Here is a 12,914-nt window from a genome sequence, read left to right on the forward strand (position 1 = left end):
TGCAATGCTCGTCAGAGCTTTCGTTCCAGCGCACATAACTGCCTTCTTTGTCCCGGTCTTTCACGATGATCCGCTCAAAGCCGGCTCACTCGGGGCGGGAATAAACCTAGACAAGGGAACGAACGTCTTCGCCAGCATAGAAACAGGCACGCTGGAAAGGCACATCCATGTGGCCTTCAACGGGGAGCCCGTGAAGAGGGAAGAGGCCGTCATAAGTTATTCCGTCGCCGAGAAGATCGTTCCAAAGGATTTCATGGGCGAGGTTGAAATCTGGCAGTACTTTGACTTCCCGAGCGGCTACGGCTTCGGTAACAGCGCGGGGGGCGCTCTCGGCACGGCTTTGGCACTGAGCTACGCCTTCGGAGGGACGTGGCTCAAAGCGGCCCAAATTGCCCACGAGGCGGAAGTCGTGAACAAAGGCGGTCTCGGGGACGTTGTAGCCCAGCTCGCCGGGGGAATGGAGGTTAGAGTCAAAGCCGGCGGGCCAGGGTGTGGAGTCGTTGACAACCTCTTCTTCGAGGACTACAAGGTTCTGGTCGTTCCCCTCGGAAGGCTCTCGACGAAGGAGATACTCGACGGCGAGGTTGTGAAGGTCATAGAAGTCGAGGGGAGGAAATCTTTGGAGAAACTCCTGAAGGATCCAACTCCAGAAAGGCTAATGGCCCTCGCCAGAGCTTTCGCCGAGAGAACTGGCCTGCTCACAGGTGAGCTCCTTGAACTGGCGGGGGAACTCGACAGGGTTCTTAAGAGCCCGAGCTCGATGATAATGCTCGGGAAGGGCCTCTTCGCGCTCGTCCGGGAGAAGGAACTAGAAAGTGCGAAAGCCCTCCTTGCCGACCTCAATGTACCCTACGACGTGGCGGAGATCCACGAGGGGAAGCCAAAGGTCGGAAGATGGTTTGGGGAGGGATACCGATGAACACAACGCTGTTCCTGATCGCGGTCGTCTTAATCATCGCGGCCACGTACGCCAACATGAAAAGGGAGCACAAACTCGGCGTTGTACTGTCCGGCACCGCCGGAGGATTCGCGGTGTGGTTGCTCTTTTACGGCAAGCTGAACCCCATCTTGGCCTTCGCAATTGGCTTCACGCTCACTGCGATTTTTGAGGCAATGAGGTTCCTTCCGGGGAAGCGCTGAGTTTTTATCCCCTTCACCGTATTTCAGTCGGTGGTGAGAGTGGGTGACATGAGGTACTCCGAGTTAGCCGAACTTTACAGGAGGCTTGAGAAGACCACGCTCAAAACGCTCAAGACGAAGTTTGTGGCGGACTTCCTCAAGAAAACGCCCGACGATTTGCTCGAGATAGTGCCCTACCTGATTCTCGGCAAGGTCTTCCCAGACTGGGACGAGCGCGAGCTCGGCGTCGGAGAAAAACTCCTGATAAAGGCCGTTTCGATGGCAACGGGTGTCCCCGAGAAGGAAATCGAGAACTCGATTAAAGATACCGGCGACTTGGGCGAGAGCGTGGCTTTAGCCCTCAAGAAGAGAAGGCAGAAGAGCTTCTTCAGCCAGCCCCTCACGATAAAGCGCGTCTACAACACCTTCGTTAAGGTTGCCGAGGCGAGCGGAGAGGGGAGCCAGGACAGGAAGATGAAATATCTGGCCAATCTCTTCATGGACGCCGGGCCTGAGGAGGGAAAGTACATAGCGAGGACAGTCCTCGGAACTATGAGGACCGGGGTTGCCGAGGGAATCCTGCGCGATGCCATAGCCGAGGCCTTTAAGGTAAAGGTTGAGCTTGTTGAGAGAGCTTATATGCTAACGAGCGACTTCGGCTACGTGGCGAAGATAGCGAAGCTTGAAGGGAACGAGGGGCTCTCGAAGGTGAGCATACAGATCGGGAAGCCGATAAGGCCCATGTTGGCACAAAACGCCGCGAGCGTTAAGGACGCACTCATTGAGATGGGCGGTGAAGCCGCCTTCGAGATAAAGTACGACGGAGCGAGGGTTCAGGTCCACCGCGACGGGGATAAGGTGATAATCTACTCGAGGAGGCTTGAGAACGTCACCCGCTCGATTCCAGAGATAGTCGAGGCGGTAAAGGCCTCGCTGAAGCCTTCTAAGGTCATAGTAGAGGGTGAGCTGGTTGCCGTTGGCGAGAACGGTCGTCCGAGACCCTTCCAGTACGTCCTGAGGAGGTTCAGGAGGAAGTACAACATCGAGGAGATGATTGAGAAGATCCCGCTCGAGCTCAACCTCTTTGATATTCTCTACGTCAACGGCGAAAGTCTCATCGACACGAAGTTCACCGAGAGGCGGAAGAGGCTCGAGGAGAGCGTCGAGGAGAGCGATAAGATAAAGCTCGCCGAACAGCTCGTTACGAAGAAGGTCGACGAAGCCGAGGAGTTCTACAAGAGGGCCCTGGAGCTTGGCCACGAGGGGCTCATGGCAAAGAGGCTTGACGCGATCTACGAGCCCGGAAATCGCGGAAAGAAATGGCTCAAGATCAAGCCCACGATGGAGAACCTCGATTTGGTCATCATCGGCGCCGAGTGGGGCGAGGGAAGGCGCGCACACCTGCTCGGTTCCTTCCTCGTCGGTGCGTACGACCCGGAGAGCGGTGAGTTCGTCCCGGTTGGGAAGGTCGGGAGCGGTTTCACCGACGAGGATCTGGTAGAGTTCACCAAGATGCTCAAGCCCCTCATCATCCGCGAGGAGGGCAAGTTCGTCGAGATTGAGCCAAAGGTGGTCATAGAGGTTACCTACCAGGAGATACAGAAGAGTCCGAAGTATAAGAGCGGTTTCGCGTTAAGGTTCCCGCGCTACGTGGCGTTGAGGGAAGATAAAAGTCCGGAGGAGGCGGACACGATAGAGAGAGTCGCCCAGCTCTACGAGCTCCAGGAGAGGTTCAAGGCGAAAAGGTAAAGTCCCCCTGCTCAGGAGCGATTGAGGGGACTTCTGGATTTTCCTCCTCCAATCCCGCTTTCCTTCTTTCCTCGATTTTCCTTTTGCCAAGGACGTATGCGACTTCAAAGACGCGGTTGAGGCTGCTGAAGAGCAGGGCGAAGCCAGCCATAGCCAGGGGGACAATGAGTATCAGGGCATCCCCCGCCCCAAGGAAGGCAAAGATCACCGGGGCGTCGTAGATAGCGTGCAGGAGGGAGGCCTTGACGTAGCCACCCCTAAGGCTTCCGTTTACGATGGCAGATTCCAGGGCAATGGCCGTGAGCACAACGTGGACCATGATCACCAGGAACCTCAACAGGGCCGCAATCAGGTTGCCCATCATCAGGAGGTTAAAGGCATAGAGCACCGCCTCGATGATGCCGAAGTAGAAGGCCCCTCTAACTGCGAAGCGCCATCTGGTGAGTGTATCCCCTTTTTCAACGACGAAGGGGATGAGCTTGGCCCCTTCCTCAGCAAACCCTATTAGGAGCACGACAATGGAGGCGAGGAGTAAGGAGGAATGCATCGTACCGCTGGCGATGGCCTCCTTGAGCAGGAAAAAGCCACTTAGTTCAACAATCACAGCAACCACAACGGCGACAAAGCCGTAGGCAAAGCAGCGCCTTTCGCTGACCATCGGCAGGACGCGGTCGAGCCTTTCAAACCAGGATAAGCCCCTGATTAGCATTATCGAGCCGAGAACCACAACTAGAAGCACGTAACCCAAAAGGAGAAGGAGTGAGAGCATGGTTTCCACCTCACTTCAACCTTATGGCGTCGAGGTTGTTGGGGGCCCTTGTCGAGAGGTTGAACTTCTTGTGCAGACTGGATGCGAGGTCGAGGCACTTGTGGGGCTCGCCGTGAACTGTTATGACGCGTTCCGGCCTCGGCCTTAACCGGGCGACGTAGCTTATGAGTTCCCTTCTGTCTGCGTGGCCTGAGAAGCCGTCTATCGTGTGCACCTCCATGTTGACCTGAACCACTTCCGTCCTGCCATCCTCCCCGACGAGCGGTATCTCGCGTAGGCCCCTCTGCACCTGCCTTCCGAGCGTCCCCTCGGCCTGGTAGCTGACGAAGATTATGCTGTTCTTCGGATCGGGGGCGAGCTGCTTGAAGTACTCCACGCTCGGACCGCCGACGAGCATGCCCGATGTGGCTATGATTATCGCCGGCTCTCCAGAGTCTATAATGTCCTGCCTCTCGCGCGAGTTGGCGACGCTCTTGAATATTGGGTTGAGGAACGGGTTGTAGCCCTCGTGGAAGATCTGCTCCCTCAGCCTTCTGCTGAGGTACTCTGGATAAGCCGTGTGAATCGCCGTTGCCTCCCAGATCATTCCGTCGAGGTAAATCGGAACGTCTATGCCGCCGACGCGCGCGTACTCCTCGAGGACCATCATTATCTCCTGGGCCCTGCCGACGGCCATCGCGGGGATTAGAACCTTTCCTCCGCGCTTTATCGTGTGGTGGATGACCTCTATGAGCCTCTTCTCGGCCTCATCGCGGGGCATCTGGTAGTCGTTGCTTCCACCGTAGGTGGACTCCATAACGAGGGTCTCAACTCGCGGGAACCTGCTGACGGCGGGCTCAAGGAGCCTCGTTGGGATGAACTTGAAGTCACCGGTTATGGCTATGTTGTGCAGTCCGTTGCCGATGTGGAGGTGGACTATGGCCGAGCCGAGGATATGACCGGCGTTGTGAAGGGTGAGCCTTATGTCGGGGGCTATGTCCCTGACCTCGCCGTAGTCGAGGGTTATGGTGTGCTTTATGACCTCCTTTATGTCCCTCGGCCGGTAGAGGGGCTCCATTCCGTTCATGTGCTGGATCTCGATGAAGTCCTGCTGGAGGAGGGTCATCAGATCCCTCGTCGGGGGGGTGGTGTAAATCGGCCCGTCAAAGAGCTTGTAGCGGAAGAGGTAGGGAAGCATTCCGCTGTGGTCGAGGTGGGCGTGGGTTATGATTATCGCGTCCAGAAGGCCCTCATCGAGAACGTAACGGAACTCAGGGGCGTCGAAGTGCGGAAACGCTTTGAGAGGATCCCTCATCGCGGCTATGTTCACACCAAAGTCCACCAGAACGTAGCTCTCATCCGTCTGGACAAGGAGCGCGCTCCTGCCGACCTCGCGGAAGCCCCCAAGGCCGGTAATCCTTATCCACCTACTCTTGTACTCGGGTTTGCGGTAGATGTTCCTGCCGACCTGCCTCAGGAACTTCCTCCTGTCCTTGCTCTCCGTCTGGAGGATCTGTCTGATCGAGTAGATCGTCTGACTCTGTATCGGAGGGGTTCTTATCGCCTTCGGTGCCCAGTGAACCTTCTGGGTGATGAGGCGGAGCGTTTCGCCGTTCTTACCTATCACGAGGCCGGGTTTTCTGGCCTCTATAATGACCTCACCAACGGAGGGGTCGAAGCTTATGTTGGTTATCTCCGCCTCTGGCGGGACGATCTGCTTTATCATCTCCTCAGCCTTCTCGGGAGGTATCAGGATGTCCGGATCCGGGCGGACGCTTATCCTCTTCTTGAGCACTTTGGCAAGGTTCCTTATCAGGTCGCCGTCGCGCATTATTGCCTCGGGGTTCTTGACGTAGATGACCAGCTCAGGCCCCTCGAACTCAACCTCGGTCACCTTCGCCTCTTTTGGAACCATCTGGTTGATGACAGCCCTTATGTCCTTGAGTATGTCCTCGACGAAAGTTTCTCTCCTGATCAAGCCCATCACCTCACTTCAGAACCGGTTCAAGCTCACGGTAGCCCTCCTTTGTGATCGCGACGACCGTAACTCCCTCGCCGGTGTAAACATCCCTTCTTATGGCGGCCTTAACGGCTCTAACGGCCAGATCAATGCCCTCATCAAGGCCCATCCCATCGGAGAAGTTTTCCTCAAGAAGGGCGAGGGCGAACTCCATACCAGAACCGGCCGCGATGAAGCGCTCCTCGGTAACGCCTCCCGCGGCGTCTATCGAGTAAAGCCTTGGCTTCACATCGTACCCCCCGATCAAGAACCAGGCGAAGTAGGGGAGGTGTCTGCTCCCGTGCAGAACGTTCGAAACAAGTGTTGCCAGAGCTTTAACTGACATCTCCCTGCCGACCTTTGCCCTGTAGAGCTTGGCCTCCGCCCTGAGAAGTCTGACGAGACTGAGTATGTCGCCAACGAGACCGGCACCGGCTATGGCGAGATGATCGTCTATCTGGAAAACCTTTGTTACCTCCTTTGACGTCACCATGTTGCCCAGCGTTGCCCTTCTGTCCGCTGCGAGCACGACGCCGTCCCTACACACCACGCCAACGGTCGTGGTGCCCTTCATTGCACTCGGACTCCCGTTCAACAGTAACACCCCTGTATGGTCTGTGTAGAACAGAAAAACCTCAAACCCCGGTTTGAAAAAGGGGTATTTAAAGATTTCGAAAGGCTCAGAAGGTGTAGTAATCGACCCCCCTGGCCTCCTTGCCGCCCCTTCTCTTCCGGCTCTCCTCGAAGTTCTTGTAGTAGTCGATCATGTAGGGGGTTATGCTGGGCTTGACCTTCCGGAGGGCCATCTCAAAGTCCCTCCTCGAGACCTTCAGGCTCTCAAGGAACTCCTCCCCCTGCTTTTCCACGATCTCCCTTGGAAGCCTTGAAACGGCCCTCCTGAGGGCTATCAACGCCGCCTCCCTGACGAGGGCCTCGATGTCCGCCCCGGAGTAGCCTTCCGTCTTCTTTGCCAGCTCCGCAAGATCCACGTCCTCAGCAAGGGGAACTCTCCTCGTGTGCACCTTGAATATCTCCAGCCTGGCCTTCTCGTCCGGCGCTGGAACGAGTATCAGCCTGTCAAAGCGCCCAGGCCTCAACAGTGCTGGATCAATAATATCAGGTCTGTTAGTAGCTCCAATGACAACGACACCGCTGTTCTCCTGAATACCATCCATCTCAGTGAGGAGCTGGTTGATAAGGGTATCAAGGTGTCTTCCTCCCTCGTAGCTTCCTCTGGCAGGTGCTATCGCATCGATCTCGTCTATGAAGACAACCGTCGGAGCGGCCTGGCGAGCCTTCCTGAATATCTCCCTTATCCTTTTCTCAGTCTCGCCGACCCACTTGCTGAGAACTTCTGGCCCCCTGATGGCTATGAAGTTTGCCTCGCTCTCGTTTGCCACAGCCTTGGCGAGGAGAGTCTTACCCGTTCCGGGCGGACCGTAGAGGAGTATTCCCTTCGGCGGTGTTATGCCGAGCCTCTCAAAGGCCTTGGGATATTTAAGCGGCCATTCTACCGCCTCCCTGAGTTCCTGCTTCACGTCTTCAAGGCCTCCTATGTCGTCCCAGCGGACGTTCGGAACCTCTATCAAGACTTCCCTAAGGGCTGACGGCTCGACCATCTTGAGGGCCTCATAGAAGTCCTCCTCCCTGACCCTGAGCTCCTGAAGAACCTCTGGCGGAATGCGCTCCTGCTCCGGACTCACCTTGCCCTCCTGAATGAGCCTCCTGAGAACGACCATAGCGGCCTCTCTTGCGAGCGCTGCGAGGTCCGCTCCAACGAAGCCGTGCGTCCTGTCCGCTATCCTGTCGAGCATCCTGTCAATCAGCTTTGCCTTCACTTCGGAGTACAGCTCACCGTTTTTCTTCAAGATCCCCTTGATTTCCTCCTCGCTCTGGGCGGCCTCAATGAGGGGCCTTATCCCCGCAACTTCCTCGGCGAATTTATCCGTCCTCCCGGCCAGCCTGTCAAGCACCGTCAAGACTTCCTCCTTGTCAAAGGACGGCTCAAGGGGCATTCCCCTGGTGTGTATCTGGAGTATCTCCTTCCTGCCCTGCTTGTCCGGAACGCCAACCTCAATCTCCCTGTCAAACCTTCCCGGCCTTCTCAGCGCGGGGTCAATGGCGTCGGGCCTGTTGGTTGCGGCAATGACTATGACCTTGCCCCTGCCCTTCAGACCATCCATCAGCGTCAGGAGCTGTGAAACAACCCTCTTCTCGACCTCACCGACAACTTCCTCCCTCTTCGGAGCTATCGCGTCTATCTCGTCGATGAAGATGATGCTCGGTGCGTTTTCCTCGGCTTCCTTGAAGATCTCCCTGAGCCTCTCCTCGCTCTCGCCGTAGAACTTGCTCATTATCTCCGGCCCGTTGATGGCTATGAAGTGGGCGTTGGCTTCGTTGGCGACGGCCTTCGCGAGGAGTGTCTTACCCGTTCCCGGCGGACCGTAGAGGAGAACTCCCTTAGGCGGTTCTATTCCCAGCCTTTCAAACAGCTCCGGATGCTTGAGAGGGAGCTCAACCATCTCGCGGATCTTCTGAATAGCATCGCTCAGGCCACCGATGTCCTCGTATGTGACCTCCGGAATGCTCTCCTCACGTACCTCGACCGCCTGTGGGAGAACCTCAACCTCGGTGTTATAGGTTATCTGGACAATACCCTTGGGGACTGTGTTCACGACCACGAACTTCAGCTCGCCAAAGCCAATTGGCATGGCCTCAAAGAGGCCCCTGATGAGATCATCGAGGGGACTCCCATAATACCCGGTCTCACCCCTGCTGCTCGCGACTATTATGTCCCCCTTCACAACGGGCCTCCCAAGTAGGTTCTGCTTGACTATGTCCCCAGGTATCTGAAGTATGACCCCCTTCTGGGCCGGGGCCAGGACAACTTTCTTCGCCTCCTGAACCTGGGCCTTCCTGACCGTCACGTAGTCGCCTATGCTAACCCCCGCGTTCTTTCTGATGTAGCCGTCCATCCTAATGATGTCGAGGCCCCTGTCGTCCGGGTGAGCGTTAGCCACTATCGCGGCGGTTGAGCGCGAACCTATGAGCTCGACTATGTCCCCGGTGGATACGCCGAGCTTCCGCTGGTACTGCTTGTCGAACCTCACTATCCCCCTGCCAACGTCCACCTTCAGGGCCTCTGCAACCCTGAGCTTTATTTCCTCCACGTTCTCCTCGCCTCTCCCAAAGATCACAGCTCGCACCTCCAATGCTTTTTCACGACGATGATCCTACGACGCAAGGGTATAAAACTCCTCCGCTACTTTTTCCGCCTCTGCCGCTCTATAGCCTCTTCGAGCGTCATGTTTCCGAGGGCCACTTCCCTCGCGAGCCTCGTGGATATGGTTATGTTGCCGCTCAGCTCCCTGCTCCTCCTTTTGATGTCCTCTATCTCGCGCTTTGTTGGCTCCCTGACCTCAAGCAGCTCGCCAATGGTGGTCTCTCTCCCCTCCCTGAGGCCGATGTTTATCGAGGCAACTATGTCCTGAACTCCGGGGGCCTCGGTGTTCCCGACCCTTGGTGTAGTTCTCGCCTCGTTCACGAGTATAACGCGGTAGTCGTAGCCGAGGGCCTGGCCGAGAGCCTTAAGGGTGAGCGTTCTCTGCCTCCTAGCACCGTGACCTATCTTTATTCTCGCCCCAGGGTACTTTTCGAGGAGCTCAAGAACTATGGAAACATCCCTCGGGTTTCTCATCCTGTGAACTTCAAGAACCCGGTTGTCGGCCACGACGCTGACACCGGGCCTCTCCCCTGGGTCTATGGCGATGAAAATCCTCCTGAACTTTTCCCTGCCCTCAAGAAACGCAAGGAGCTCGTCTACAAAACCCCCGTCCTTCACGAGGATTTTGGAAGGAAAATTCACCTTCTCCCAGCTGGCCTCATCAACGAGGACGACCTCAACGTCGAAGGGGATCTTCTCACCTGGCCTGAGGCTGTAGAACCCTATCCCGTAGGCCTTGAGGGTCTTCACGATCAGGTAATAGGCCCTCGCGTTCTCCGTGATGACCGCAACCCTCATCCCTAACCCCTGCCAGGATGTCGGGGAAAAGTCTTAAATCTTTCACCCCCAAATATGTGTGAGGTAGGTTCCATGTCCCCACCCAAAAAGAAGGTTAAAGTCGAAGACGATGAGGATTATCTCGAGGAGGAGCTCTGGGAGGAGGACGACTTCGAGGAAGAGGACTGGGAAGAAGAGTGGGAGGACGAGGACTGGGAGGAGGATGAAGACTGGTAGAAAAGCCTCTCCTCGAATTCCCTCTGGATTTTTACACCCATCTCAAATACCCTGCGGGACTTACCCAAAAGTTCCGGATCGTTTTTCTTCTTTGCCTCCCCCAGCATCTCAAAGGCGAGGAACTTGAGGAGGCGGGCAAGGAGGTAATCGCTCTCCGGTAGCAGGACTGTCTCCGCAAGATTTCTGTCGAGCAGTCCCCTCACCGCAACCTCCCGCAGGACGAGCAACCTCCTCAAGGGGTCTCCTATCTTTGGAGAGAGAAAAGCAAGTTTGTCAGGCTCTCCCCTCTCAATCGCCTCGATAGCGAGCAGATAAGCAAGATCTTCAGTTCTCCCGGCTTTTTTGACAAGCTCAAGGGCTTTCCCTAGAATCCCCGCCCGAAGGTAAATTAGCCCAGCAGCCTCGAGGAGTTCATCCCCCATCGGTTCTCCAAAGAGTTCAGCCCAGTACTCAAGCTCATCAACATTGGCCATCTCCTCGATCAGCCGTAAGTAGCCCAGCAAATAGTGGCTCTCCCTCCCTCCAAATCCGAAGTCCGGCCTTTCCGGAGGACTTCTCGGGGACTCGTTGAGGGGGACCACCTCGTTCCTGAACTCCCCTTTCATCCTGAGTATCTCCCCACCGGGCATCAGCTTGCCGTCCTTGAGGCTTATTCCCCCGGGAAGGGGCTTTAAGACCTCGACGTCACTCTCGTCAAGGCCGAGCTCGCTCAGGCTTATCTCCGTCCCCCTTTCAACTATTGCCTTGGCCAAGATAGTGGAAACACTTTGGAGGGCCTTTTTTCGGGCGAATTCCCCCTTTATCCTTCTGGCAACGTCTATGGCCAGTTTGAACTTCCCCTCCCTGGAAAAAATGTACGAGAGGTCCGAGAGAGTATCGTCCCTCAGGGATTCGGTCGAGATCGTCTCCGCGATCTGAATGGCCCTTTCGGGGCTCTTAGGGGCGTAGGCCTCCGCGACCCATCTGAGGGCGTAGTCCCTCCAGTAAGGCTCCTCAATGCTCTCCGCGATGAGCAGCGCAGTTTCCAGCTTCCCCTCGGAGAGGAGGGTTCTAACGTCGATTAACTTCTCATCCATCTCAACCCCTCAGCCCCGGGAACCACACCTTCTTTCCGGCTTTTTCCTTCTCCTCGTCCCATTCGGCGAGTATCTTCACCGCCTCGCTCGCGACCATCGCGGCTTCCTTCTCCCCGGCTTTGCCGAACTCGTTCGTAACGCGGTTCGCGAAGACGGCGCAGACGCAACCTGCCCTAAGCCCGTAGATGTTGGCAAGCGTGAACAGCGTAGCCGCTTCCATCTCGAAGTTCGTGACCCTCGCCTGCCTGAGGTCGTCGAGGATGTTCCTCGCGAAGCTTGGGAAGTAGCCGTTCAGACCCGGCCTGCCCTGACCGAGGTAGAAGCTGTCCGTCGAGGCAGTGATGCCAATGTGATACCTAACGCCGAGGGTTTCGGCCGCTTCAATCAGCGCGAGCGTGACCTCAAGGTCAGCAACGGCCGGATACTCGACGCGGACGTACTGCTTTGAGGTTCCTTCAAGCCTCACGGCGGCCTTGGCTATAATCAGGTCGCCTATCTCCATCCCCGGCTGGATTGCACCTGTCGAGCCGACCCTTATGAACGTGTCAGCGCCTATCGCCGCGAGCTCCTCGACGGCGATAGCGGTTGAAGGCCCTCCTATTCCCGTCGAGGTGACGCTTATTGGGACGCCCTTGTATTTGCCGGTGTGCGTTCTGTACTCGCGGTGGAAGGCTATCTCCTTAGCTTCGTCCCATAGGGAGCTTATCTTTGGCACTCTCTCCGGGTCGCCTGGCAGGAGAACGTAGCGCGCCACATCACCTGGCTTGCAGGCTATGTGGTACTGGTAGCCCTCCTCGGTTTGAGGCCTCTCAGCTGAAATGAACTTCTCACCCATAGCAACCACCTTTTTAAGCTGTGTCTGTGTCATTTATTTCTCGCCATCCCCTAAAAAGGTGATGCCATGCCGCGCTCTTCCCTCTGCGGAAAACCCCGGTGGGCCAACATTCACAGTAGCTCCCCCAGTGTCGTGGAAGCTAATTATGGGTCAGGCTGAAAAGCAAGCTCGCCGCGCCACTATTGATGGGATCGAACCTTAAATTAACCCAAGGTATTTAAACTCTCGCGCTAACTAACTCTGGAGGTGGTGGCGATGATTAGGTACCCGGCAGTCGCGGGGAGCTTCTATCCCGCCGATGATGAGCTCATCCTGATGCTCGAGAAGTTCTTCAGCGACCTCGGCGAGGAGGGAAGCGAGAGAAGGATAACCGCCGGAGTGGCACCCCACGCGGGTTACATCTTCTCGGGCTATACAGCATCGAGAACTTACAAGGCCATCTTCGAGGACGGCCTGCCGGAAACCTTCGTAATCCTCGGGCCGAATCATACAGGCCTCGGCTCGCCGATAGCGGTCTATCCTGAGGGTGAGTGGCTCACCCCGCTCGGGAGTATAGAGGTTGACGCCGAAATGGCAAAGGAGATAGCAAAGCTCTCCGGGATAGCGGATTTGGACGAATTAGCACACAAGTACGAGCACTCGATAGAAGTTCAGGTGCCCTTTATCCAGTACCTCACCGAGCTTGCTGGAAAGGAGGTCAAAATCGTCCCGATAACCCTCGGAATCCAGGACGAGGACGTTTCGAGGGCCCTTGGAAAGGCGATATTTGAGGCGAGCGAAAAGTTGGGCAGGGACGTCGTGGTCATAGCGAGCACGGACTTCATGCACTACGGCCCGGCCTACGGCTACGTACCCTTCAGGGCGAGGGCCGACGAGCTTCCGCACAGGATAAAGGAGTGGGACTTCAGGCTCATCAGGAGAATCCTCGACTTCGACGTTGACGGCCTTTTCAGGGAGCTCCGCGAGATGAGGCACACGATGTGCGGACCGGGGGCTGTTGGAACGGCGATAGTCTATTCGCGCCTCGCTGGAGCTGTTGAGGCTGAGCTTTTGCACTACACGACGAGCTACGAGATCAGCAGGAGCACCGAGGCTGTTGTTGGCTACGCGAGCATCGTGATGAGGAGGTGAAGTTTTAATAGTTTCCCACC

11 protein-coding genes are annotated in these 12,914 nt (G+C 56.5%); 4 read left to right on the top strand and 7 right to left on the bottom strand.

Annotated features, from left to right (window positions below; all coding sequences use genetic code 11):
* Window positions 1-4 precede the first annotated feature (4 nt).
* Genes TGAM_RS08675 through TGAM_RS08685 form a run of 3 tightly spaced genes read left to right on the top strand, consistent with a single transcriptional unit; the run spans window position 5 to window position 2,868 of the window.
* Window positions 5-919: a pantoate kinase gene (locus TGAM_RS08675; protein ID WP_015859328.1), complete on the top strand. Its 915-nt coding sequence runs from the start codon at window positions 5-7 to the stop codon at window positions 917-919.
* Window positions 916-1,140, top strand: coding sequence for a hypothetical protein (locus tag TGAM_RS08680; RefSeq protein ID WP_015859329.1), 225 nt, complete (start codon window positions 916-918; stop codon window positions 1,138-1,140). The genes TGAM_RS08675 and TGAM_RS08680 overlap by 4 nt, the downstream gene beginning before the upstream one ends.
* 48 nt (window positions 1,141-1,188) lie before the next feature.
* Complete coding sequence (locus tag TGAM_RS08685) at window positions 1,189-2,868, top strand: ATP-dependent DNA ligase (RefSeq protein ID WP_015859330.1); 1,680 nt, start codon at window positions 1,189-1,191, stop codon at window positions 2,866-2,868.
* Here the strand turns inward: TGAM_RS08685 and TGAM_RS08690 are convergent.
* The 7 genes from TGAM_RS08690 to udp all read right to left on the bottom strand — a co-directional run bounded on the left by TGAM_RS08690 (window position 2,852) and on the right by udp (window position 11,763).
* Window positions 2,852-3,637 carry a hypothetical protein gene (locus TGAM_RS08690; protein WP_048811305.1) on the bottom strand — a complete coding sequence of 262 codons (786 nt, stop codon included), beginning with the start codon at window positions 3,635-3,637 and terminating at the stop codon, window positions 2,852-2,854. The two genes, TGAM_RS08685 and TGAM_RS08690, sit on opposite strands and share 17 nt — an antisense overlap.
* A 10-nt stretch (window positions 3,638-3,647) precedes the next feature.
* Window positions 3,648-5,594 carry a beta-CASP ribonuclease aCPSF1 gene (locus tag TGAM_RS08695; RefSeq protein WP_048811306.1) on the bottom strand — a complete coding sequence of 649 codons (1,947 nt, stop codon included), beginning with the start codon at window positions 5,592-5,594 and terminating at the stop codon, window positions 3,648-3,650.
* A gap of 10 nt (window positions 5,595-5,604) precedes the next feature.
* A complete protein-coding gene (psmB, locus tag TGAM_RS08700; protein ID WP_048811442.1) occupies window positions 5,605-6,189 on the bottom strand; it encodes an archaeal proteasome endopeptidase complex subunit beta in 585 nt (194 codons plus the stop codon).
* A 106-nt stretch (window positions 6,190-6,295) separates the two neighbouring features.
* Complete coding sequence (locus tag TGAM_RS08705; RefSeq protein ID WP_015859334.1) at window positions 6,296-8,812, bottom strand: CDC48 family AAA ATPase; 2,517 nt, start codon at window positions 8,810-8,812, stop codon at window positions 6,296-6,298.
* Window positions 8,813-8,877: 65 nt separating this feature from the next.
* On the bottom strand, window positions 8,878-9,636 hold the full coding sequence (locus TGAM_RS08710; RefSeq protein ID WP_015859335.1) for a hypothetical protein: 759 nt from the start codon (window positions 9,634-9,636) through the stop codon (window positions 8,878-8,880).
* 116 nt (window positions 9,637-9,752) lie between these two features.
* Entirely contained in the window at window positions 9,753-10,928 is a 1,176-nt protein-coding gene (locus TGAM_RS08715) for a hypothetical protein (protein ID WP_015859336.1), read from the bottom strand.
* 1 nt (window position 10,929) lies between these two features.
* Window positions 10,930-11,763: a uridine phosphorylase gene (gene udp, locus TGAM_RS08720; protein WP_048811307.1), complete on the bottom strand. Its 834-nt coding sequence runs from the start codon at window positions 11,761-11,763 to the stop codon at window positions 10,930-10,932.
* Between the two features lie 255 nt (window positions 11,764-12,018).
* Here udp and TGAM_RS08725 point away from each other — a divergent pair, with 255 nt between their 5' ends.
* A complete protein-coding gene (locus TGAM_RS08725) occupies window positions 12,019-12,894 on the top strand; it encodes an MEMO1 family protein (protein ID WP_015859338.1) in 876 nt (291 codons plus the stop codon).
* The last annotated feature ends 20 nt before the right edge of the window (window positions 12,895-12,914 follow it).

The sequence above is a fragment of the Thermococcus gammatolerans EJ3 genome (genome assembly GCF_000022365.1).
Classification (GTDB): Archaea; Methanobacteriota_B; Thermococci; order Thermococcales; family Thermococcaceae; genus Thermococcus; species Thermococcus gammatolerans.